Source organism: Rhodovastum atsumiense (assembly GCF_937425535.1).
Lineage (GTDB): Bacteria > Pseudomonadota > Alphaproteobacteria > Acetobacterales > Acetobacteraceae > Rhodovastum > Rhodovastum atsumiense.
This window is the reverse complement of record NZ_OW485601.1, coordinates 5762224-5784843: the sequence shown is the minus strand read 5'-3', so window position 1 is coordinate 5784843 and position 22620 is coordinate 5762224. Positions and strand designations below refer to the sequence as shown.

Annotated in this window: 22 protein-coding genes; 14 read left to right on the top strand and 8 right to left on the bottom strand. The window is 68.9% G+C overall.

The features are described from left to right. Window positions 1-90 precede the first annotated feature (90 nt). Both NBY65_RS26085 and NBY65_RS26080 read left to right on the top strand, forming a co-directional pair. Window positions 91-690 carry an SIS domain-containing protein gene (locus NBY65_RS26085; RefSeq protein ID WP_150042198.1) on the top strand — a complete coding sequence of 200 codons (600 nt, stop codon included), beginning with the start codon at window positions 91-93 and terminating at the stop codon, window positions 688-690. Continuing rightward, window positions 638-1789, top strand: coding sequence for an HAD-IIIA family hydrolase (locus NBY65_RS26080; RefSeq protein ID WP_150042197.1), 1152 nt, complete (start codon window positions 638-640; stop codon window positions 1787-1789). The genes NBY65_RS26085 and NBY65_RS26080 overlap by 53 nt, the downstream gene beginning before the upstream one ends. Window positions 1790-1840: 51 nt before the next feature. Here the strand turns inward: NBY65_RS26080 and NBY65_RS26075 are convergent, their stop codons facing one another. Continuing rightward, window positions 1841-2497 (bottom strand): OmpW/AlkL family protein, encoded by a 657-nt coding sequence (locus tag NBY65_RS26075; RefSeq protein WP_162530652.1) that lies wholly within the window; start codon window positions 2495-2497, stop codon window positions 1841-1843. Between the two features lie 300 nt (window positions 2498-2797). On the opposite strand from NBY65_RS26075, the gene hemN reads away from it, so the two are divergent. After that, window positions 2798-4150, top strand: a complete 1353-nt coding sequence (hemN, locus tag NBY65_RS26070; protein ID WP_150042195.1) for an oxygen-independent coproporphyrinogen III oxidase — start codon at window positions 2798-2800, stop codon at window positions 4148-4150. A 147-nt stretch (window positions 4151-4297) separates the two neighbouring features. Here the strand turns inward: hemN and NBY65_RS26065 are convergent, their stop codons facing one another. Then, a complete protein-coding gene (locus tag NBY65_RS26065) occupies window positions 4298-4855 on the bottom strand; it encodes a hypothetical protein (RefSeq protein ID WP_150042194.1) in 558 nt (185 codons plus the stop codon). Window positions 4856-4959: 104 nt separating this feature from the next. Here NBY65_RS26065 and NBY65_RS26060 point away from each other — a divergent pair, with 104 nt between their 5' ends. The 4 genes from NBY65_RS26060 to NBY65_RS26045 all read left to right on the top strand — a co-directional run bounded on the left by NBY65_RS26060 (window position 4960) and on the right by NBY65_RS26045 (window position 8943). After that, window positions 4960-5715, top strand: a complete 756-nt coding sequence (locus NBY65_RS26060) for a Crp/Fnr family transcriptional regulator (RefSeq protein ID WP_150042193.1) — start codon at window positions 4960-4962, stop codon at window positions 5713-5715. A gap of 137 nt (window positions 5716-5852) precedes the next feature. After that, entirely contained in the window at window positions 5853-7034 is a 1182-nt protein-coding gene (locus NBY65_RS26055) for an efflux RND transporter periplasmic adaptor subunit (RefSeq protein WP_150042192.1), read from the top strand. Continuing rightward, a complete protein-coding gene (locus NBY65_RS26050) occupies window positions 7031-8275 on the top strand; it encodes an ABC transporter permease (RefSeq protein WP_150042191.1) in 1245 nt (414 codons plus the stop codon). The genes NBY65_RS26055 and NBY65_RS26050 overlap by 4 nt, the downstream gene beginning before the upstream one ends. Continuing rightward, entirely contained in the window at window positions 8275-8943 is a 669-nt protein-coding gene (locus tag NBY65_RS26045; protein WP_150042190.1) for an ABC transporter ATP-binding protein, read from the top strand. Before NBY65_RS26050 ends, NBY65_RS26045 begins: the two co-directional genes overlap by 1 nt. Window positions 8944-9195: 252 nt before the next feature. On the opposite strand, the gene secA is transcribed toward NBY65_RS26045, so the two are convergent. Continuing rightward, window positions 9196-11931 (bottom strand): preprotein translocase subunit SecA, encoded by a 2736-nt coding sequence (secA, locus tag NBY65_RS26040; protein ID WP_150042189.1) that lies wholly within the window; start codon window positions 11929-11931, stop codon window positions 9196-9198. Between the two features lie 231 nt (window positions 11932-12162). Here secA and NBY65_RS26035 point away from each other — a divergent pair, with 231 nt between their 5' ends. The 3 genes from NBY65_RS26035 (at window position 12163) to NBY65_RS26025 (ending at window position 15013) form a co-directional block, all read left to right on the top strand. Continuing rightward, window positions 12163-13065: a peptidylprolyl isomerase gene (locus tag NBY65_RS26035; RefSeq protein WP_150042188.1), complete on the top strand. Its 903-nt coding sequence runs from the start codon at window positions 12163-12165 to the stop codon at window positions 13063-13065. 36 nt (window positions 13066-13101) lie between these two features. Next, a complete protein-coding gene (gene argJ / locus NBY65_RS26030) occupies window positions 13102-14331 on the top strand; it encodes a bifunctional glutamate N-acetyltransferase/amino-acid acetyltransferase ArgJ (RefSeq protein WP_150042187.1) in 1230 nt (409 codons plus the stop codon). A 337-nt stretch (window positions 14332-14668) separates the two neighbouring features. Then, entirely contained in the window at window positions 14669-15013 is a 345-nt protein-coding gene (locus NBY65_RS26025; protein ID WP_162530651.1) for an Hpt domain-containing protein, read from the top strand. A gap of 384 nt (window positions 15014-15397) precedes the next feature. Here NBY65_RS26025 and NBY65_RS26020 read toward each other — a convergent pair whose 3' ends face one another. After that, window positions 15398-16882, bottom strand: coding sequence for a mannose-1-phosphate guanylyltransferase/mannose-6-phosphate isomerase (locus NBY65_RS26020; protein ID WP_150042185.1), 1485 nt, complete (start codon window positions 16880-16882; stop codon window positions 15398-15400). Between NBY65_RS26020 and NBY65_RS26015 the strand changes: the two genes are divergently transcribed. The 3 genes from NBY65_RS26015 to NBY65_RS26005 are packed head-to-tail and all read left to right on the top strand — an operon-like array spanning window position 16881 to window position 19202. Continuing rightward, window positions 16881-17051: a hypothetical protein gene (locus NBY65_RS26015; protein ID WP_162530650.1), complete on the top strand. Its 171-nt coding sequence runs from the start codon at window positions 16881-16883 to the stop codon at window positions 17049-17051. The genes NBY65_RS26020 and NBY65_RS26015 overlap by 2 nt on opposite strands. Continuing rightward, window positions 17035-18219: a M20 metallopeptidase family protein gene (locus NBY65_RS26010; RefSeq protein WP_150042184.1), complete on the top strand. Its 1185-nt coding sequence runs from the start codon at window positions 17035-17037 to the stop codon at window positions 18217-18219. Before NBY65_RS26015 ends, NBY65_RS26010 begins: the two co-directional genes overlap by 17 nt. Then, a complete protein-coding gene (locus NBY65_RS26005; protein WP_150042183.1) occupies window positions 18219-19202 on the top strand; it encodes a ketopantoate reductase family protein in 984 nt (327 codons plus the stop codon). Before NBY65_RS26010 ends, NBY65_RS26005 begins: the two co-directional genes overlap by 1 nt. On the opposite strand, the gene NBY65_RS26000 is transcribed toward NBY65_RS26005, so the two are convergent. Then, entirely contained in the window at window positions 19190-20071 is an 882-nt protein-coding gene (locus NBY65_RS26000) for a hypothetical protein (RefSeq protein ID WP_239002875.1), read from the bottom strand. The two genes, NBY65_RS26005 and NBY65_RS26000, sit on opposite strands and share 13 nt — an antisense overlap. A 116-nt stretch (window positions 20072-20187) precedes the next feature. On the opposite strand from NBY65_RS26000, the gene NBY65_RS25995 reads away from it, so the two are divergent. Continuing rightward, window positions 20188-20727, top strand: coding sequence for a cytochrome b (locus NBY65_RS25995; RefSeq protein WP_150042181.1), 540 nt, complete (start codon window positions 20188-20190; stop codon window positions 20725-20727). A gap of 70 nt (window positions 20728-20797) precedes the next feature. Here the strand turns inward: NBY65_RS25995 and NBY65_RS25990 are convergent, their stop codons facing one another. From NBY65_RS25990 to NBY65_RS25980, 3 genes are read right to left on the bottom strand one after another with little or no spacing between them, the layout of a single operon-like run. Next, on the bottom strand, window positions 20798-21007 hold the full coding sequence (locus tag NBY65_RS25990; protein ID WP_150042180.1) for a hypothetical protein: 210 nt from the start codon (window positions 21005-21007) through the stop codon (window positions 20798-20800). A 44-nt stretch (window positions 21008-21051) separates the two neighbouring features. Continuing rightward, a complete protein-coding gene (locus NBY65_RS25985) occupies window positions 21052-21804 on the bottom strand; it encodes an ABC transporter permease (protein WP_150042179.1) in 753 nt (250 codons plus the stop codon). After that, window positions 21801-22613 (bottom strand): ABC transporter ATP-binding protein, encoded by an 813-nt coding sequence (locus tag NBY65_RS25980; RefSeq protein ID WP_150042178.1) that lies wholly within the window; start codon window positions 22611-22613, stop codon window positions 21801-21803. Before NBY65_RS25980 ends, NBY65_RS25985 begins: the two co-directional genes overlap by 4 nt. Window positions 22614-22620 lie beyond the last annotated feature (7 nt).

The following is a 22620-nucleotide window of genomic DNA, read 5'->3' as shown; positions in this document are numbered from 1 at the left end:
GTTGAAGGCGGCGGGCCTACGATGATAAGGGGGTTGCAGGCTGGCGGCAGCTCCTCGCCGTACCGGTTCGATGGCGGCAAGAGAGGTCCCATGCACGAGTCCGACAGACATTTCGCCGCCGGCTGGCTGTCCGAATCCGCCGCCGTGACCGCCGCCTTCGCCGCCGATCCGCAGGCCATCGGGGTGCTGTCGGCGATGTCGGATGCCATCACCGCATCGCTGCGCGCGGGCGGCAAGCTGCTGATCGCCGGCAATGGCGGCAGCGCCGCCGACGCGCAGCACATGGCGGCCGAATTCGTTGTGCGCATGAACTATGACCGAGCCCCGCTCGCGGCGCTGGCGCTGACCACCGACAGTTCGGTCCTCACCGCTGCCGGCAACGACTATGGCTACGATCATGTGTTCGCGCGTCAGGTCCAGGCGCTCGGCCGCCGCGGCGACGTGTTCCTGGGCATTTCCACGTCCGGCCGCTCGCCCACGATCCTGCGGGCGCTGGACGCGGCGCGGCAGAGCGGCCTGATCACGCTGGGCTTCACCGGCGCGGCCGGCGGCGCCATGGCGGAGCAGTGCGACGTGCTGCTGCGCGCGCCCTCGGCGGTGACGGCGCTGATCCAGCAGATCCACATCATCGCCATCCATGTCATCTGCTCGCTGGCCGAACGGGCGCTCTGCCCGCGCCCTGGTGCCTGAGCCGTTCCCGGCCACGCCGCGCCAGGGCGTCGTGCTGCTCGAAGGACCCGCCGCGCTGGAGCCCTGCGGCGACCGGCCCTTCCTGGCCTGGCAGTTGCGGGAACTGCTGCGCCTCGGCATCAGCGAAATCCTGCTGCTGACCGACACGCTGCCCGACCTCCTGCGCGAGCGCCTGGACGCGATCGCCACCACCCTGCCACGCCCGGTACCGATCCTTGTTTCCGGGCCGGACGCCCTGCTTCGCGCGCGTGACCGACTCGATGCGCGCTTCCTGCTCTGCGGATCCAGCGTGGCGTGGGACGGCAATCTCGCGCCGCTGCTGGCCGGCGCGGCACAGCGCGACCCGGCCGACAGCCTCGGCCGGGTCGCGCTGTGCCGCGCCGGGACGGGGAGGGACGTCGCCGGTATCGGCGTGTTCGGCCGGGCCGTGCTGGACCACCTGCCCGCGTCCGGCTGCTTCACGCGCGACACGCTGTCCGGGCTCGTTGCCGCTGGCCTGGTGGGCGGCACCGACATCCAGGGCGACTGCTTCGCGCTCGACCAGCCTGCCACGCTGCGGCGCGCCCAGGCCGAATTGCCGCCGCGCCTGCGTCGTCCGGCTTTGTTCCTTGATCGCGACGGCGTGCTGAACCGCGATCACGGCTATGTCGGCACCCGCGAGCGCTTCGAGTGGATGCCGGGGGCGATCGAAACCGTACGCCTGGCCACCGCAAGCGGCTGGCATGTCTTCGTGGTTACCAACCAGTCGGGCGTGGCGCGTGGCCTGTACGACGAGGCGGCGGTGCGGTGGCTGATGGCCTGGGTGCAGGACCGGTTGCACGCCGCCGGTGGCCTGCTCGATGACTGGCGCTATTGCCCGCACCATCCCGAGGCGGTGCTGCCCGCCTATGCGGGTGTCTGTGGCTGCCGCAAGCCCGCGCCCGGCATGTTGCTCGACCTGATCCAGGCCTGGGAGCTGGATCCCGCGCGCTGTGTGCTGATCGGCGACCAGCCGACCGACCTGCAGGCGGCGGAAGCTGCCGGGATGCCGGCGGCCCTGTTTCCGGGCGGCGATCTGGCGGCTTTTGCCGCTCCGCTGCTGGCTGGCAAGGACGCCTGACGACCGGCCGCAATGGTCGCGCGGCCGGTCGCATGGGTCAGGTAGAAACGATCAGAACCGGTAGCCGAGACCCGCGCCAACCACCAGCGGGTTGAGGTCGGTCTTGGCGGTGACCGGGCCGAGGGCGGTGTTCAGCTTGGCCTTGGTGCTGACGAAGATCTGCTTGACGTCGACGTTGGCGTACCACCGTCCGGTCAGATTGATGTCGACGCCGGCCTGCAGCACCCAGCCCCAGTTGCTTTCCAGCGCCAGCTTGGTGACCGGAGACCCAGAGCCGGGAGCTTCGGTATTATAGAACACGGTGTAGTTGATACCGGCGCCGAGATAGGGGCTGACCCGGTTATCGTGGAAGAAATGATATTGTACCGTCAGCGCAGGCGGCAGTACCCAGGTCTTGCCGACGGTCAGGTTGCCGATCGCGGTGTTGGAGGCACTGATCGTGTGCTGCGTGGTCCCCGCGATCAGTTCAAGAGCGATGTTATCGGTAAAGAAATAGGAAAAATCGACTTCCGGAGCTATGGCGTTGGTGGCGTTCACCTTGCCACCGACGGAAGTCGAAGAACTGCTGTTCAGCGGCACCACGTTGATCAGGCGGGCCCGCACCATGAAGCTGCCCGTGGTCTTTCCTGTATCCGGCGTCTGTGCGACCGCCGTTCCCGCCAGCGAGAGGGCACCCGCGAGGTACGTCAGGAACGTCCTTGCTTTCATTCGGCTCTCCAGCGACCGTTCATATCTGTCCGGTCGTTCCCCATTGTGAAATCGTAGCGATCGGGAGCTAAGCGGTCTGTCCGATAGCACCGCCTTGATGCACATCAATTCGTGCGAATTCCTGGTTGACACGGAGCAAGGTGTGGCATTCGTACAGAATATACATTTTTTCTTGTGAAATGATTTCGAATGGGTGTCGGGGAGCGGCCCATGGCATCGCCCCGGCGCGCATCAATCCGTGCGAACTCCTGCTTGACACAGATCAAGGCAAGCGATCGCCCGAATGAGCATCTGTTTGCCATGGACACACAGACGCTGATCGCCAAGTACGACGCGCGGGTGCCGCGTTACACGAGCTATCCGACCGCCCCGCATTTCTCGGCAGCGGTTGACGCCGCGGTCTACCGGACCTGGCTGGCCGCGCTGCCGGATGACGCCTCTCTGTCCCTCTACCTGCACGTGCCGTTCTGCGCCCATCTCTGCTATTACTGCGGGTGCCACACCTCGGTCGTGAATCGGGTCGAGCCGCTCGAGAGCTACGCCGATACCATCCTCCAGGAAATCGACCTGGTCACCGAAGCCGTGGGGCGCCGCCTGACGGTGCGCCACGTGCACTGGGGCGGTGGCAGCCCGACCATCATGCCGCCGGCGCGGCTGCAGCAGATCATGGACCGGCTGCGCGAGCGCTTCGCCTTCGATCCGAAGGCCGAGGTCGCCGTCGAGATCGACCCGCGCACCGCCAATGACGAAGTGCTGGACGGCCTGATCGCCATGGGCTGCAACCGGGTCAGCCTGGGCGTGCAGGATTTCGATCCCAAGGTGCAGGAAACGGTCAACCGCATTCAGTCCTGGGAGACCACGCGCGCCTGCGCCGACGGGCTGCGCGCGCGCGGCATCACCTCGATCAATGTCGACCTGATGTATGGCCTGCCGTACTCGACCGAGGCCAGCATGGAGGACACGGTCGCCAAGGCGCTCGACCTCGGCCCCGACCGCATCGCCGTGTTCGGCTACGCGCATGTGCCCTGGGTCGCCAAGCACCAGCGCCTGCTGCCCGAGGACGCGATGCCGGGGGCGGAGGAGCGCTGGGCGCAGTTGCACGTCGCCGAGCGGGTCATCGCCTCGCGCGGCTACCGCGTCATCGGCCTCGACCATTTTGCCCGGCCCGATGACGAGCTGGCCACCGCGATGGACGGGCAGGTGCTGCACCGCAACTTCCAGGGCTATACCACCGACACCGCGGAAGTCATGGTCGGCTTCGGTGCTTCCTCGATCGGGTCGCTGCCGCAGGGCTACGTCCAGAACATCCCGGCGCTGCCGGAATGGCGCGATCAGGTGCGCGCCGGCCAGTTGCCCACCAAGCGCGGCATCGTCCTCAGCGAGGATGACCGGCTGCGGCGCGACGTCATTGAGACGCTGATGTGCCAGGGTCGCGTCGATCTCGCCCAGGTCGCCGCCGCGCACGGTGCCGATCCCGAGGGCCTGCGCGCCGCCGCGCCGCGGCTGGCCGACATGGCCGCCGACGGCCTGATCGACTGGGACGGCACGACGCTGGCGATCCGGCCGCATGCAAGGCCCTTCGTGCGGACCGTCGCGTCCGTATTCGATACCTATCTCCGCCCCGACGGGGCGAAGCACTCGCGCGTCGTGTGAACCGGCTCACCGGGCGGGATGGCGCATCCATCCCGCCCGGCGGTCATCCGCCGCGGACAGCCTGAATGCCAATGGCCGCCGGCCCGGATCCACGGGGCAGCGGCCATTGGCATGACAGAGGCAATTGCTGGGGCGGGCGCTGGCCCGTTATCGCACGGCGTCGGCCTGGTTAGGCCGGCCTTCGCCACCGTGGTCGAGCGACTTCCACAGTGTCGCGCCTTCCGGCCGGTGCCCGGCCGCATACAGGCCCGACGCCGCCAGCGAGGTCTTGCCCAGCACCATCGTCCGGATGGCCGCGCAGCCCAGCCGTTCGGCCAGCGCTTCCAGCTCGGCGACCAGCGTCGACATCACAGCTTCCGGATCGAGCACGTCCATCGCCACCATGTGTTCGGCGATCAGGATCGGGCCATGTGCAAGATCATGTTCGCGGCGGTAGAGGAACAGGCCGCACGGTAATTGCCGCGGTTGGCGCAGCACCGCCCGGATGCCGGCCTGGTCGGCCCGCTTCGGGTTGGCAATGCGTCTGGCGATGCGCGTCCACGTCTTGAGGTCGAGTGTCGGCACCACTTCCCGCACCAGAGGGTACACGGTATGTACCTCGTCTGGCCGCAGATTCTGACAGGCGAAGCCCGACATCGCACACATGGTTCTGCTCACGTTGAAAGTGTGCTCAGTGCCGATTTTTCCCGCCTTGATGCAGATCAAGGCACTGACCTGTAAGCCCGGCGCAAAAATGGTTCACGCTGGGCAAGCTGTGCGCTAAATTCACACGAACGCTACCATTTGGTGGTCGTTTTCCGTATGGGTCGATGATGACGCCTGTCCGCGCCCGCCCACTCGTCGTAGAGCCGATCCGACCGACCGATCCATGTACCAACTGCGAGGCGCGCTCCTTCAGCGTCTGTAACGCGATCGAAGCCAAGGATCTCGAACGGCTTGCGGCCCTGGCCGTTCCTCTTGCCATCGATGCCGGCCGCACCTTCATCGAGGAAGGTGACACGGCTGAACACTTCTTCAATGTCACCGCCGGCACCGCCAAGCTGTTCAAACTGCTGCCGGATGGCCGCCGCCAGATCACCGGCTTCGCCTGCGTCGGCACCTTCCTGGGCCTCGCTGTCTCCTCGACCTACGCCTTCGGCGCCGAGGCGGTGGAGCCGATGCGCGTCTGCCGCTTCTCCCGCGCCAAGCTCAAGGCCCTGCTCGACGACTTCCCGGCAATGGAAAAACGCCTGCTGGAGGTCGCCTCCAATGAACTTGTCGCGGCACAGGAGCAGATGCTGCTGCTCGGGCGCAAGACCGCGCGGGAGCGTCTGGCCTCGTTCCTGGTGGTGCGGGCGGTCAACATGGCGAGCGGAGTCCTGCCCTGCAGTTCCCGTCCGGCCGACAAGGTCACGCTGCCGATGACCCGCAGCGACATCGCCGACTATCTCGGCCTGACCATCGAGACCGTCAGCCGCACCCTGACGCGCTTCAAGAGCGAGCGGCTGATCGACATCCCCAGCGCCTCGGAGATCGCCATCCGGGATTTCGCCGCGCTGGAAGGACTGGCGACCGGCCTGAACTGACCGGCACCGCACTGAACGGTAACTGTCCAAAAATTGACCCTGTCCTGACCACGGACAGGTGAGCGGCGCCAGCGGAACTCCAGGATCTTGACCTGCCTCATGGCGCATGCGTCACGAGGCAGGTACAGAGCGCGCCAATGCATGATCTCGCCAACCAGGAAATGCGATCTTCCTCGGCGCGGCGGGATGCCGGCCTGCCGGCACCGTCGCGCGGCTTGCCACCACTCGCCCCCGGGCCGCGTCCGCTCGCCCCGCTGGGAGCCCCCCCACGCCGGCGGCCGTTGCGGCTGGCCCTGGTGCTCGTGCTGGTCGCCATCGCCATTGCCTTCGTGGTGTGGTCGCGCTGGTTTCAGGCGATCCCGGTCGAGGTGATCCACCCGACCCGCGGCCCGGCCCTGGAAGCGGTCTATGCCACCGGGGTGGTGGAGGCGATCGACACCGCCCGCGTCGGCACCATGGTGGCCGGCCGCATCCTCTCCCTCGGCGCCGAGGAAGGTGACCGGGTTCGCGGCGGCCAGGTGCTCGCCCGACTCGATGACCGTCAGCCCCGCCAGCGCGTCGAGGACGCCCGCGCCCGGCTCGTCGTCGCCGAGCAGGAACTCGTGCGCACCCGCGACCTGATCGACCGTGGCGTGCGGTCCGCCGCCCAGCTCGAACGCGCCGTGCAGGAACGCGACCAGGCGGTCGCGGGCCTGCAGCTCATGGCCCGCCAGCTCGAGGAATACAGCATCACCGCGCCACTCGACGCGCTGGTGATGAAGCGCCCGGTCGAGCCCGGCGAGACCGTCGCCGCCAACGCCACCCTGTTCGAGATCGCCTCCACCGCCCGGCTGCGGGTCGCCGCCGACGTGGACGAGCGCGACATCCCCCAGGTGCGCATGGGCGCGAAGGTGGCGATCCGCGCCGACGCCTTCCCCGACGAGGCCTTCCCCGCCCAGGTCACCAATATCCGCCGCCGTGGCGAGACCGCCACCCGCACCTTCCGCGTCGAGGCCAACCTGCCGGCGGACACGAAGCTGATGATCGGCATGACGGTGGACGTGAACGTGGTGGTGGCCGAGCGCCGCGATGCCCTGCTGGTGCCCGCCACCGCGGTGCATCACGACCCGCCGCTCGGCGGGCGGCCGGGGCGGGCCTGGGTGTTCCGCGTGGTCGATGGCCAGGCTCGCCGCACCGAGGTGCAGACCGGCGCCGCCGGGGCCGAGGCGGTCGAGATCCGCCAGGGCCTGGCCAGCTCCGACGTGATCGTGGCCACTACCCCGGATCGGCTGAAGGACGGGCAGGCCGTGCGGGGCCGGCCCGATCCCAAGGCCTCATGATCCCGCTGCCGCTGGCCATCGCGCTCGCCCATCTGCGCATGCGGCGGCGCCAGACCCTGGTTTCCGTGCTCGGCGTCACCCTTGGCGTCGGCGTGTTCATCTCGATGACCGGGCTGATGCAGGGTTTCCAGAGCTATTTCCGCAACCAGATCATCGAGACCAACCCGCACGTCACCATCACCGACGAGACCCGCCGGCCGGCGCCGCAACCCCTGCAGATGCTGCATCCCGCCGCGGCGGTGCAGGTCGCGCGCATCGTGCCGCGCGACCCGGTGCGCGGCATCTCCGCCGCTGGCGGCATCCTCGATGCGCTCGCCGCCATGCCCGGCCTCGATGCCGCGCCCACGCTGCGCGGCCAGTTGCTGCTGCGCCGGGCCGGGCGCGACTTCGCCGTCACCGCGCTCGGCATCGACCCGGTGCGGGAGCTGCGCGTCACCACCCTGCAGACCGACATGGTCCAGGGCAGCATCGAGGCACTCGGGGGCCGCGAGGACGGCATCGTGCTGGGCATCACCCTGGCCAACCGGATGGGAGTGGCCCTCGGCGACACCATCGCCGTCGCCACCCCGGCCAATATCGCCACCACGCTGCGGGTCGTGGGCATCTTCCGAACCGGCCTCGAACAGCAGGACACCAGCCAGGTGCTGGTCAACCTGACCAAGCAGCAATCCATGCAGGCCCGCCCGCGCGTGGTGAACGAGATCCATATCCGGCTCGCCGACATCAGCCGCTCGATCCCGGTCGCCGCCGCGCTCGAAGGCCGCTGGGGCTACAAGGCGGCCCCCTGGGAAGAGACCTACGCGCGTATCCTGGACGTATTCGTGTTGCAGAACGCCATCATGTTCTTCGCCACCGGTGCGGTGCTGGTGGTGGCCGCCTTCGGCATCTTCAACATCATCTCCACCGTGGTGATGGAGAAGGCGCGCGACATCGCCATCCTGCGCTCGATCGGCTTCGCCAGCGGCGACGTGGTGGCGATCTTCGTCATCGAAGGCGTGATCGTCGGCCTGCTCGGGATCTCCGCGGGCGCCCTGCTGGGCTGGCTGCTCTCGGCGGGCCTGGCGATGGTGCCGGCGCCGGGCGCCACCGATCCCTCGGAGACGCTGCGCATCGCCCGGGCGCCCTGGATCTACGGCGTGGCCGCCACCATCGCCTTCGTCTCGGCCCTGGCCGCCTCCTGGCTGCCCGCCCGCCGCGCCGCCCGCAGCGATCCGCTGACCATCATCCGCGGGGCGATGTGATGCAGCCCTCGCTGCAGGCAAGGGGCCTGACCCGGATCCTGCCCGGCCCGGTGCCCACCACCCTGGTGGAAGGCATCGACCTCGACTTCACCCCCGGCGACTTCGCCGTCATCACCGGCCCGTCCGGCTCGGGCAAATCCTCGCTGCTGTACCTGCTCGGCCTGCTCGATCCGCCGACCGGCGGCGATGTGCTGGTCGAGGGCGCGTCCACCGCGGAACTCGACGGCGAGCAACGCGCACGGGTGCGGCTGGAACGCTTCGGCTTCGTCTTCCAGTTCCATTTCCTGCTGCCGGAATTCACCGTGCTGGAAAACGTCATGCTGCCGATGCGCCAGCTCGGGCGATTCCACACCGGCGACATGCACGCCCGCGCCGAGTCGCTGCTGGGGGCGCTCGACATGCTGCCGGTCGCGCATAAGCGGCCGGACGCCCTCTCGGGAGGGCAACGCCAACGCACCGCGGTGGCGCGCGCCCTGGCCAACGATCCGGAATTCCTGCTCGCCGACGAGCCGACCGGGGCGCTCGATACCCGCAACGCTGCCGCCGTGTTCACGATCCTGCGCGATCTCGCGCGGGAGGGACGCACCGTCATCGCGGTGACCCACGACGAAGGACTCGCGGCGACCGCCGATCGTCGCATCCGGATCGTCGACGGGCGGCTGGTTTAGAAGGGCAAGGTCCCGCCTTGGACCGACCAAGGTCCAAAAGGCTCCTGGCCGGTCCAGTCATGTAGGGCGGATAAGCGCAGCGCCATCCGCCAACGCAACGCTCCACGAGGTGGCCATCTTGCGATGGCGGATGGCGCTGCGCTTATCCGCCCTACACTTGCTTTGCCGCGCAGCGAGAATGGGATCCAAGGGCCTTGTGGCCCTTGGCAGGTCCAGGGCGGAGCCCTGGCCTTTCCTAACGCTTATGGGCAGTTACATCGTCCGCCCGTGGCAGTGCTTGAACTTCTTGCCGCTGCCGCAGGGGCAGGGGGCGTTGCGCGGGGAGTTGGCCCAGGTGGCCGGGTCCTTCGGGTCCACCGTGTCGGTCCGCATCGGCATGGCCGTCACGCGGCTGGTGGCGGCGTCGTAATCGCCGACGTCGCCGCCGGCCAGGGCCATGGCCGGTTCCGGGTGGCTCGCCACCATGTCGCGGGGCAGCGGCGGCAGTTCGGTCGGGGCAGGGGCGTCGCCAGCCAGTTCGACGCGCGCCACCAGCGAGGTCACCCGTTCACGCAGCTCGTCCAGCATGCCGTTGAACAGGGCGAAGGCCTCGGTCTTGTATTCGTTCAGCGGATCGCGCTGGCCGTAGGCGCGCAGGCCGATGCCCTGGCGCAGGTGGTCGAGGGCGAGCAGGTGTTCCTTCCACACCGCGTCCAGCGTCTGCAGCAGCAGGCTTTTTTCGACGAAGCGCATCAGGTCCGGCCCGAAATTGGCCGCCTTCGCCGCCATCGCCGCGTCCGCCGCCTGTTCGATGCGTTCGCGGATGCCGTTCTCGTCGATGCCTTCCTCGCGCGCCCACTCGACGATCGGCAGGTCGAGGTTGAGCAGGCGCCGCACGTCCTCGGCAAGCTCGGCCGATTCCCACTGCTCAGCGTAGGCTTTCTCGGGAATGCGGCGGGCGACCATGATGGCGATCACCTCGGCGCGCATGTCGGCGAGGGTGTCGGACACGTCGGACGCTTTCATGAACTCGCGGCGCTGCGAATACACCTCGCGGCGCTGGTCGTTCATGACGTCGTCATATTTCAGCACGTTCTTGCGCGTGTCGAAGTTGCGGGCCTCGACCTTCTTCTGGGCCTTCTCGAGCGCCTTGTTGATCCAGGGATGGACGATGGCCTCGCCGTCCTTCAGCCCGAGTCGGGTCAGCATGCCGCCCATGCGGTCCGACCCGAAGATGCGCATCAGGTCGTCTTCGAGGCTGAGGAAGAAGCGTGACGCGCCCGGGTCACCCTGGCGGCCGGAGCGGCCGCGCAACTGGTTGTCGATGCGCCGGCTTTCATGCCGCTCGGTGCCGATCACATACAGGCCGCCGGCCTGCTTCACTGTCTCGTAGCCGCTTTCGATCTCGGCGCGGATGGTGGCTTCGCGGGCGGCGCGCTCGGCGGGATCGGCGAGGCCGGCCGCCTCGTTCTTCACCCGCATCTCGAAATTGCCGCCGAGTTTGATGTCGGTGCCGCGGCCGGCCATGTTGGTGGCGATGGTGATCGCGCCGGGGGCGCCGGCCTGGGCGACGATCTGCGCTTCCTGCTCGTGGTAGCGCGCGTTCAGCACCTGGTGCGGGACCTTCTTCTTCTTGAGGATCTCGGAGAGGATCTCGCTCTTCTCGATGCTGACCGTGCCTACCAGCACCGGCTGGCGGCGCGTGAGCGCCTCCTCGATCAGTTTCGCCACCGCCTCGTATTTTTCCGCGGCGGTGCGATACACCTCGTCATCCTCGTCGCGACGGATGCAGGGCACGTTGGTGGGGATCTCCACCACCCCCAGACGGTAGATCTCGGCGAACTCGTCGGCCTCGGTCATCGCCGTGCCGGTCATGCCGGCCAGTTTGGGGAAGAGGCGGAAATAGTTCTGGAAGGTGATCGAGGCGAGGGTCTGGTTCTCCGGCTGGACGGTGACGGCTTCCTTGGCCTCCAGCGCCTGGTGCAGCCCCTCGGAGAAGCGGCGGCCTTCCATCATGCGGCCGGTGAACTCGTCGATCAGCACTACCTTGTCGTCGCGCACGATATAGTCCACGTCGCGGGCGAACAGGGTGTGGGCGCGCAGCGATTGCTGCACGTGGTGCACGACCGACACGTTGGCGATGTCATAAAGCCCGCCCTCGGTGAGGATGCCGGCCTCGCGCAGCATTTCCTCGACGCGGGGCGTGCCTTCCTCGGTCAGCGTGACCGTGCGGAACTTCTCGTCCTTTTCGTAGGTCGATTCGTCCTTCACCAGTTCGCGCACCACCGCGTTGACGGTGCGGTAGAGATCGGAGGAATCCTCGGCCGGACCCGAAATGATCAGCGGCGTGCGCGCCTCGTCGATCAGGATCGAGTCGACCTCGTCGACGATCGCGTAATAGAAATCGCGCTGGACCATATCTTCCAGGCGATATTTCATGTTGTCGCGCAGGTAGTCGAAGCCGAACTCGTTGTTCGTGCCGTAGGTGATATCGGCGGCGTATTGCGCGCGGCGCTCGGTATCTTCCAGGCCGTGCACGATGACGCCTACGGACATGCCGAGGAAGGTATAGATCTGCCCCATCCATTCGGCGTCGCGCCTGGCGAGGTAGTCGTTGACCGTGACGATGTGCACGCCCTTGCCGGCCAGCGCGTTCAGGTAGACGGGCAGGGTGGCGACCAGGGTCTTGCCCTCGCCGGTCTTCATCTCGGCGATCTGGCCCTCGTGCAGGACCATGCCGCCGATCATCTGGACGTCGAAATGGCGCATGCCGAGCGTGCGCTTGGAAGCCTCGCGCACCACCGCGAAGGCCTCGGGCAACAACTCGTCGAGCGTCGCCCCGTTGGCGAGGCGCTCGCGGAATTCGATGGTCTTGTTGCGCAGCGCCTCGTCCGACAGCGCGGCCAGTGCAGGCTCGAAGGCATTGATCTCCGGCACCCGGCGCTGATAGGCCTTGAGCGCACGGTCGTTCGAGGTGCCGAAGATGGCTCGGGCGAAGCGGGCGAACATGGAAAGCCTTCCTGGGGCCGGCACGGCAATTGCGGCCCGGCGAACGACCCGTCCGCGCGCCGCACAGCCGCCCACCCCCCATTCTTCGTGTTGGGCAGGCCAGTCAGATAGGACCCAACCGGTGCGCGGTCAACGAGCAGGCGTCAGCTCCGCGCCGCAAACGGCCCCCGGCAGGTTGTGAGGGGGGAACGCTTCGGCCATAACTCCGGCCGCTTTCAGAAGGAACATAGCATGCGGCATCTCTCCAGGACCGCACCGATCCTGGCCTTGACGGCCTTTTGTGCGGTCGCCGCTCCCGTGTCCGGCCGCGCCCAGGCGCCGGCCCCTTCCGCCCCGCCGGCCGCCGCCGACCCCGTGGTCGCGCGGGTGGACAGCACCGATATCCGACTCTCCGACGTCCAGGGGGCCATCCAGTCCCTGCCGCCCGAGTACCGGGCGATGCCGCCGCAGATGCTCTATCCCGCCCTGGTCGACCAGCTGGTGGACCGCAAGGCGGTGGCCCTGCTCGCCACCAGGCAGGGGCTCGACAAGGATCCGCAGGTGCAGCGGCAGATGGCCCGCGCCGCCGAGGAAGCGCTGCAATCCGCCCTGTTCCACCGCGAAATCGGCCCGCAGGTCAGCGATGCGGCGGTGCGCGCCCGCTATGACCACGACATCGCCGGCAAGACCGGCGCGCCGGAGGTGCATGCCCGTCACATCCTGGTGGCGAGCGAGGCCGATGCCAAGGCCATCATCGCCGAGCTGAAGAAGGGCGGCGACTTCGCGGCCATCGCCAAGGCCCGCAGCACCGACCCGGGCGCCGCCCAGGGCGGCGATCTCGGCTGGTTCAAGCAGGGCGACATGCTGCCCGAGTTCTCGGAAGCCGCCTTCGCGCTCAAGCCCGGCCAGGTCTCCGACAAGCCGGTGCAGACCCGCTATGGCTGGCATGTCATCAAGGTCGAGGAACGGCGCACCGCCCCGACTCCGACCTTCGAGCAGGCCCGCGACGACCTGCGCAACACCATGGTGCAGGAAGCCGCCCAGAAGCTGCTGACCACCGCCCGCGCCGGGGTGAAGGTGGAAAAGTTCAACCTGGACGGCATGATGCCGCGCGCGACCGACGGCGCCGAGCCGCCGCCGGCCCCCGCCAAGTAGCTTTCAGATCCACTTACCACCTAAGGACTGCCGACCATGCCACCCGCCGTTTCGCCGCTTGCCGTTCCGCTGCCGTCGCTCGCGCCGCTCGCGGGTGTGCGCCTTGGCGCCGCCGCCGCCGGCATCCGCTACCGCGGGCGGACGGACCTGGTGATGGTGGAGCTCACGCCAGGCACCACCGCGGCGGGCGTGTTCACCCGCAACCGCTGCCCCGGCGCGCCGGTCGACTGGTGCCGGGCGGCGCTGAAGGGGGGCAAGGCACGCGGCGTCGTCATCAACGCCGGCAACGCCAATGTCTTCACCGGCCGGGCCGGGGCCGAGGCGGCCAAGGCCTCGGCCGAGGCCGCGGCGGCGCTGATCGGCTGCCGGCCGCGCGAGGTGATGCTGGCCAGCACCGGCGTGATCGGCGAGGTGCTGCCGCATGAGCGCCTCACCGCCGCCCTGCCGGCGCTGCATGCCTCCCTGCATGACGATGCCTGGGAAGCGGCCGCGCGCGGCATCATGACCACCGACACCTTCCCCAAGGGGGCGGTGCGCCGCGTCCGGATCGGTGATACCGAAGTGACCATCCAGGGCTTCGCCAAGGGCAGCGGCATGATCGCGCCGGACATGGCGACCATGCTGTGCTTCGTCTTCACCGACGCGAAACTGCCGGCGGCGGTGCTGCAATCGCTGCTGCAGAAGGGCGTGGCGGGCAGCTTCAACTGCACCACCGTCGATTCCGACACCTCCACTTCCGACACCGTGCTGCTGTTTGCCACCGGCCAGGCGAAGCATCCCCGCGTGCCGCCCGAGGGCGGCCGGATGCTGCGCGAGTTCAAGGCGGCACTCGATGACCTGCTGCTCGATCTCGCGCTGCAGGTGGTGCGTGACGGCGAGGGGGCGCAGAAGCTGGTGCGCATCGACGTGACCGGGGCGGTTTCCTCCGGTTCGGCGAAGCGGGTGGCGATGGCGATCGCCAATTCCCCGCTGGTCAAGACCGCGATCGCCGGCGAGGACGCCAACTGGGGCCGCATCGTCATGGCGGTCGGCAAGGCTGGCGAGCCCGCCGACCGGGACCTGATCTCGGTGGCGGTCGGCGGCGTCTGGATGGCCCGCCAGGGCGGCGTGGTCGAAGGCTATGACGAGGCGCCGGTGGTGGCCCACATGAAGGGGCGCGAGGTCGCCATCGAGGTGGATCTCGGCCTTGGCCGGGGGCGTGCCACCGCATGGACCTGCGACCTCACCCACGGCTACATCGACATCAACGGGTCGTACCGCTCCTAGACGATCCGATCATCCGATCGCACGGGGCTCCGCGTCGGATAAACCGGCCCGGGCCATCGCAACGGCATCAGGCGCGCGGGGCATCCCACCCCGCGCGCCTGAGCCTTGCGTGGGCTGCCGGTGCCGAAGAGAATCGGCTGTACATCGCTTTGCAATCCGGAGTAGAACAACCGCGACGGGCATGCTGAATCCCGATATGGTTGTGCCCCGGCTCGGTCCCGAGCAAAGTCTCCAAGGCAGCAATGGCCATGTTCCAGCCGACCAGTTTCGATCTCCCCCGGTCGCGGCCGCCTTCGCCCGCCCGGCGATCGCGTGGCTGTCGGCGCGGCCCGGTCCAATGAGCGAGGCGGAGTTTGCGGCCCGGCTGGTTCGCGACCTCGATGCAAAAGATGTGTGTCTCGTGCTGGACGTCTTCCGCAACGACGTCCTGCGCCTGACCGGCGTGCTGGAGGCCGCGGCCGCGATGGGCGACGTCACGAATTTCCGCCGCACCAGCCATGCGCTCGCTGGCGCCGCCGGGGCGGTGGGGGCGCAGGCATTCGAGCGCGCCTGCCGTCAGGCGATGACCCGTGCCGATCTGCAGCCCGGCGAACTCGCCGCCACCGCCGCGGAGATCCGCCGCTGCGGCGAGTCGGCGCTGGTGCAGGCAGCCACCCTGCAGGCTTCGCTGGCGCGGCCCTGATCACCGATCTGTGATCAAAAGTTTGTCTGGTCGGGGCGGTTCGCGGCGCCGGGCGCTCCTTGACGGATCCCGCCCCCGCCACATGTCAGCCATGCCAAAAAACAAACGGGGAAAGGCACACAAAATGGACCCTCTGTTCTTTCTGATGATCGGGACTCTGGCGTCCGGGATCTTTATTGCGTGGCGTGATCGCTCGGCATCGCGCCGCTGAGAGCGATCTGTATTTCTGTCAGGCCGGGATCTGTCGGACGACTTTTGCTGTCGCAGTGTTGGTGCGCCTGTAATACTGCATCATTAGTGCAATGGCACTGACGTCCCGGTGCCAAAAGTAAAGGGGAGGCCAGGTGCCTCCCCTTTATGATGCGTGATGTCCGCCGCCTGCCTTTACCGCCGCCCGTAAGTGTCCTCGAAACGGACGATGTCGTCCTCGCCCAGGTAGCTGCCCACCTGCACCTCGATCAGCGTCAGCGGAATCCGGCCGGGATTCTGCAGCCGGTGCACGCTGCCGAGCGGCAGGTAGATGCTCTCGTTCTCGCGCACCATCTTCTGCGTGTCGTCGCAGGTCACTTCGGCCGTGCCGCTCACCACCACCCAGTGCTCGGCGCGATGGAAGTGTTTCTGCAGGCTGAGCTGGTGGCCCGGATTGACCAGGATGCGCTTCACCTGGAACCGCTGGCCCTGGATCAGGCTCTCGTAGAAGCCCCAGGGGCGGTACACCCGGTTGTGCGACACCGCCTGCCGCTTGCCGCCCGCCTTCAGCCGGTCGACCACGCGCTTGACGTTCTGCGCCTGGGAGCGGTCCATCGCCAGCACCGCGTCCTCGGTCACCACCACCACCGCGTCCTTCAGCCCCAGCACCGCGGTCAGGATGCCGTCGCTGCGCACGTAGCAATCCGTGGCCCCTTCGAGCAGCACGTCATCGCCCACCGCCACGTTGCCGGCCGTGTCCTTGTTGCCGAGTTCCCACAGCGCGCCCCAACTGCCCACGTCCGACCAGCCGAGATCGGCCGGCACCACCGCGGCACGGTCGGTCTTCTCCGCCACCGCATAGTCCAGGCTGATATTCGGCACCGCGGCGAAGGCCACCGGATCGAGCCGGCAGAAATCCAGGTCCTGCGTGCGCCCCGTCACCGCCGGGCGCAGCGCTGCCAGCACGTCGGGGGCGTGCCGCTCCATCTCTTCCAGCAAGGTGCGTGCGGTAAACACGAACATGCCGGAATTCCACAGATGCCGCCCGGAGGCGACCAGCGTTTCCGCCTGCGCCGCATCCGGCTTCTCGACGAAGCGGGCAAGGTCGTGCACGCCCGGCAGGCCGGGCAACTGCGTTCCCACTTCGATATAACCATAGCCGGTTTCGGGCGCGGTCGGCCGCATGCCAAAAGTGACGATGCGCCCGGCCCGCGCCGCGGCGACGGCGGCGTCCACGGCGCGATGCAACGCCGGCAGATCGCCCATGGCGGCATCGGCCGCCATCATCCACAGCACCGCGTCGGGATCCTGCTCGGCCACGATCAGGGCGGCGGCGGCGATCGCCGGGGCGGAGTTGCGGCCGACCGGCTCGAGCAGGATCGTCGGCGTGGTGATGCCCACCCGATGAAGCTGCTCGGCAACGACGAAACGATGCTCCTGGTTGCACACGACAATGGGAGGCGCGAAGCCGTCGCCGGTGGCGCGCAGCGCGGTCTCGGCGATCATCGGCCGGTCGGAGGCCAGCGGCCAGAATTGCTTGGGGAAGCTTTCCCGCGACACCGGCCACAGCCGCGTGCCGGAGCCGCCGGACAACACCACCGGGACGACCAGGCCGGTGGCGCGGCCGGGCGCGGAGAGGGCGGGCGTGGTGCCGGGAGCAGGGGGCGGCAGAACGGTCATGGCCGGTCCTGATGTCCTTGTTCTGGGGAGTGATCGTGTCAGCTATGGCAGCGTGACAGGGATGGTGTCCACGCCCCGGCAGCGTGATGTAACCTTGCAGCACCCCAATGTGACCGGCAAGCATGCGATGCCTCAACTGAAAGCTGCTCCGCATGTCCTTGTCGAATGACCCCACGGACCGGATCCGCGAGCTCATCGCCGCCATCGAGCCCGAGCTGATCGCGATCCGCCGCGACATCCACGCTCATCCCGAGCTCGCCTTCGAGGAAGTGCGCACCGCCGCGGTGGTGGCGCGCGAGCTCACCCGACTCGGCATCCCTCACCAGACCGGCATCGGCCGCACCGGCGTCGTCGGCCTGATCGAGGGCGGCCGGCCCGGCCCGGTGCTGGCGCTGCGCGCCGACATGGACGCGCTGCCGATCCAGGAACAGACCGGCCTGCCCTGGGCGAGTCGCATCGAGGGGAAGATGCATGCCTGCGGCCACGACCTGCACACCACCACGCTGATCGGTGTCGCCGCCCTGCTGCGCCAGCTCGCGCCGCAACTGGCCGGCACGGTGAAGCTGGTGTTCCAGCCTGCCGAGGAGGCAGTGGGCGGCATGCAGGCCATGCTCGACGATGGATTGCTGGACAATCCCCGCATCGACCTCGCGCTTGGTTTTCATAACGCACCGAACCTGCCGGTGGGGCGATTCAGCTATACCCGTGGTCCCGGCCTCGCCGCTGCCGACACCTTCGCCATCACTGTGCATGGCGTCTCCGGCCATGCCGCGCATCCCCATTCCGCGATCGATCCGGTGGTGGCGGCGGCGTTGCTGGTCACGCAACTGCAGACCGTGGTCTCCCGCGAAGTCGATCCGATGCATCCGGCGGTGGTGACCGTCGGCGCCATCCATGGCGGCGAGGCCGCCAACATCATTCCCGACAGCGTCACCTTCCGCGGCACCGTGCGCACGCTGCACGCCCCGGCACGCAACATCGCCGAGGCCGCCATCCGCCGGCTCTGCCAGGGGGCGGAGGCATCGCTGCGCGTGCGCTGCGAGATCGCCTACCGGCGCGAGGTGCCGGCGCTGGTCAACGACGACCGGGTGATCGACCCCACCATCGCCGCGATCCGCCGCCAGCTCGGCGAGGTGGTGGAGGAGCGGGGGCCGATCATGGGCGCCGAGGATCTCGCCGTGCTGCTGGAGCGGGTGCCGGGGTTCCAGTTGCGCATCGGCTCGGGCGCGCCGGGGCGGGCGGACCGTTTGCACAATTCCGGTTATGCCCCTGACGAAGCCTGCATTGGCATCGGCGTGCAGGCGATCACGCGGGCGACGCTGGAGCTGCTGTCGTGATGCGCGTCTGTGTTTTCGGCGCCGGCGCCATCGGCGGACATCTTCTCGCCCGGCTCGCACGGGGGGGCGCGGAAGTTTCGATGGTGGCGCGGGGCGCGCATCTCGCCGCCATCCGCGCGGACGGCCTGCGTGTGCAGGACCGCGACGAGGAAATCCATGTGCGCCCGGCGGCGAGCGACGATCCTGCCGAACTCGGTCGCCAGGATATCGTGCTGACCACCGTCAAGGCGCATGCGCTGCCCGCGGCGGCGGCGATGCTGGCGCCGCTGCTCGGGCCGGACACCCCGGTGGTGTTCGTCGTGAACGGCATTCCCTGGTGGTATTTCCAGCACCATGGCGGCCCGCTCGACGGGCGGCGCCTGCCCCGGCTCGATCCGGACGATACGATCCTGCGTGCGGTCGGACTGCAGCGCACGATCGGGGGTGTGGTCTACGCGCCCTGCGAAGTGATCGCCCCTGGCGTGGTGCGGGTCGAGGGCTCGACGCAACACCGGCTGATCCTGGGCGAGATCGACGGCCGGCCGGGTCCGCGCGTCGAGGCGCTCGCCGAAGTGCTGCGCGCAGGCGGCACCGGCGCCGAGGTGACGCCGCGTATCCGCGACGCGGTCTGGGCCAAGCTGATGAACAACCTGAGCACCGGCCCCATTGCCGTGCTCAGCGCCAGCGTGCCGCAGGACAGCACCGCCGAACCTGCCATCGCCTCGGCGATGCGCATGGCGATCGCCGAGGGCGCGGCGATCGCCGCCACGCTCGGCTGCGACGCCTCCATCGATCCCGACTGGCAGATGGCCTGGGCCCGCCGCAGCCGTCATCGTCCGAGCATCCTGCAGGACCTGCAGCTCGGCCGGCAGATGGAGGTGGATGCGCTCTACACAGTGCCGCTGGAGCTGGCGCGGCTGGCCGGCGTGGCAACACCCACGCTCGATCTGCTGGTGGCGCTGCTGCGTCAGCGTGCCCGCGCGGCCGGGCTCTACGCCGACTGATCGCGCGGCAAGGCGGTCTGGCCGAGCACCCAGCCTTCCCAGTGCCGGATCCAGGGATCATCCGGCACGAAGGCGGGCCGGTGCCCGGCCAGCACGTTCAGCACGCACAGCACGCCCAGCACGCAATCGAAACGGTCCTCGCCGGCCGCGTCGGCGCCGAAACCATCGGTCGCCGCCGCCACCAGAGCCGGTTCCGGCCGGGCGCCCAGCCGTGGCAGCACCGCCAGCAACGCGGGGGCGAGGGCGGCCCGGTCCGCGCGCCGCCGCTTGCTGCCGATAAGCCGCAGGCCGAGATGACGCAGCGCTTCCGCCGGATAGGTTTCGGCCATGACGATGCGTCCGGGCGCGAGCAGCGCCGGCAGGTCGCCCTCGAACGGCCAGAGCCGCAGCGCATCGCCCGACAGTGCCGGCATCACCAGATCGCGCCAGGCGGAGATGGCGGCCTTGCCGGACTGGTTGGCCCCGAGCGTCCAGAACGGCGGCGCCCCGGCCGGGCGCTCGGCGGTGGCGTGGTCCACGGCACGGCACAGCGCGGCGGCATCCGGCAGGCCCAGCGCGGCGGCATGGGCGGCGCGGGTCATGCCGGCCACCCCGCGGGCGGGATAGAAGGGGCGGTCCGGGCCGACCTCGGCCAGCGTCGCGCAGACACGGAAAAAATCCGCGCTTGCCGCGAGGCCGCGCAGGAAGGCGGGAAAATCCGCCGCCCGCAGCCGCGCGGCATAGCCGCGTGGCAGGCCGAGCGGCAGGTCGGCGCCCAGCAGCACGGCGGCAGCAGGGTCATGCAGGCGCGCCAGCAGCGTGGAGACCTCTCCCACCGGTTCCGGCGCGGCGACCCGCCAGCCCGCCGGCGTGCGGCGGGCCAGCGTCATCCATCTTTTCCGCGGGTCCGTACTCCAATCCGCGTGAACGGCGCAGCGAATGCCGGCGTCGCTCGTAGTCATGTCAAGTCCCAGCCTGTCCGGGATGACCAGGGGAGAGACCGTTGATGCTGGAAGGCTATTCGCGCGAACAGCGCCTTATTCATTGGACTGTCGCAGGACTGGTGGTGGCCCAGATCCTGATCGGAATCAGCCTGGCGAAACTGCTGCAGTCGTCGCCGGAAAATGCCGACGAACTCAGCCGAATGCTGGGCTTGCATGGCGGTACCGGGACCTTGCTGTTCGTGCTGATGGCATGGCGGCTCAGCCTGCGCCGCCGCCTCGGCGTGCCGCCGCCGCCAGAGGGCACACCCGAGGACGTGTCCACCCTTGCGCGCCTGAATCATCTGACGTTCTACGTGTTGCTGCTGGCCATGCCGATCGTTGGCTGGCTCGCCGCGAGCGCGTCGGGGCAGCAACTTTCGGTGTTCGGCCTCGTCCATCTGCCGGCGCTGATCGGGAAGAACCAGGACGTCGCCGCGGCGCTGACGCGGATGCATGTGGCCAGCGGCTACCTGCTGATCTGCCTGATCGGCCTGCACCTGATGGGCGTCGTCTATCACACTTACATGCGCCGCGACGGGCTGCTGCGACGCATGACCGGATGACGCGGCGACAGATTCACGACAGCCGGGACGCTGCCAAGGGCCGGAGGCCCTTGGATCCCGCGACGAAAAGTTACAGCGGCTTGTGGGCGCGCTCGATCAGGCGGCTGAAGAAGCCAGGCTTCTTCTCCGCGTCGGCCGCCTTGGCGGACTGGGCACGGCTGCGTGCCTCGTCCTGCTTCTCGCGGTCCTTCACGGAGAGCCACTTATCGAGGCTCATCCCGGCCTTGGCGGCCCGCTTTTCCTCATAGGCGCGCTGGCCTTCGCTCATTTGCTTGGTCATGGGGGAACCTCCGGCGCGCGTTCTGGCATTCCGGCCCGGCGGCATCAAGCCTCTCCGCGCCGGCGCAGCAACAGGCCGGCCAGCGCGCCGAGCGCCAGGTTGATGGTGATGCCGCTGGCCGAGAGCAGCACCAGGGCGGCGAACATCCGCGGCACCTGCAGCCGATATCCGGCCTCGAGGATGCGATAGGCGAGGCCCGAGGCGACGCCGCCCGCCCCGGCAACGATCTCGGCACTGACCGTCCCGACCAGGGCGAGCCCGCCGGAGATGCGCAACCCGGCGAGGAAATAGGGCAGCGCCGCCGGCAGGCGCAGCAGGCGCAGGGTCTGCCAGCGCGTTGCCCCGTTCAGCCGGAACAGGTCGAGCAATTCCGCCGGCGCCGCGGCAAGCCCCGCGGCGGTGTTGGAGAACACCGGGAAGAAGGCGATGATGGTGGCGCAGATCACCACCGAGGCGAACGGATCGCCCACCCAAACAATCACCAGCGGTGCGATCGCAACGATCGGCGTCACCTGCAATACCACCGTCCAGGGCTGGAAGGCGGCGCGGGCCAGCGGGCTGGCCTGCATCAGCAGGGCCAGGGCGACGCCAAGCCCGGCCGAAACCGCCAGCGCCACCAGGGTCACGCCGAGAGTGGACGCCAGCGAGGCCAGCAACAGCGACGGCGCGTCGAGGAAGGCGCCCAGGACCGCAACCGGACCGGGAACGAGATAGACCGGAACGCCGCTGGCACGAACGGCAATTTCCCACAGCGACAGGAACAGCAGGGCGAACAGCCATGGCGCGGCGCGGGTCACGGGCGGTCCTGCCGCCAGCCTTGACCCGCCCAGGCCGGCGCCGCGGCATGGGACGGGGCGAGGGGACCTTCGGCGGTGGGAATTTGCTGCAGGGCGTGTGTCACGTCGGCGACCAGGGCCGCATAGGCGGGGTCGAGCCGGGCTTCCGGCGAAGCGGTGAGCCGCGATTCGATCTCGGTGACGATGCGCCCGGGCCGTGGTGTCATCAGCACGATGCGCCGGGCGAGGAAGCAGGCCTCGTAGATCGAATGGGTGACGAACACCACCGAGCAGGACAGTTCGCGCCACAATGCCAGCAGGTCTTCCTGCAGGCCGTGGCGGGTGAATTCGTCGAGGGCGGCGAAAGGCTCGTCCATCAGCAGCAGGCGCGGGCGGCTGACCAGGGCGCGGGCGATCGAGACGCGCATGCGCATCCCGCCCGACAATTCGCGTGGCAGCGCCGCGGCGAAGCCGTCGAGGCCCACGCGCGCCAGGGCCGCCTGCACCGCCGGGCCTGCCGTCCCCCGCGCTACCCCGCGCAGGCGTAGTGGCAGGAACACGTTCTCCGCGGCGCTGGCCCATGGCAGCAGGGTCGCGTCCTGGAAGACAAAGCCGATTTCGCCAGGGGCTGGGGCCTGGCCGCCGTCCCAGTGGATGCGGCCGGCATCCGGCGCGTCCAGCCCGGCGATCAGGCGCAGCAGCGTCGACTTGCCGCAGCCCGAAGGGCCAAGCAGGGCCACGAAATCGCCCTGTTGCAGCCGCAGCGACGCATCGCGCAGCGCTTCGGTGCCGTTGGGGAAGCGGCGCCCGAGCCGCTCCAGCGTCAGCACGCGCGCC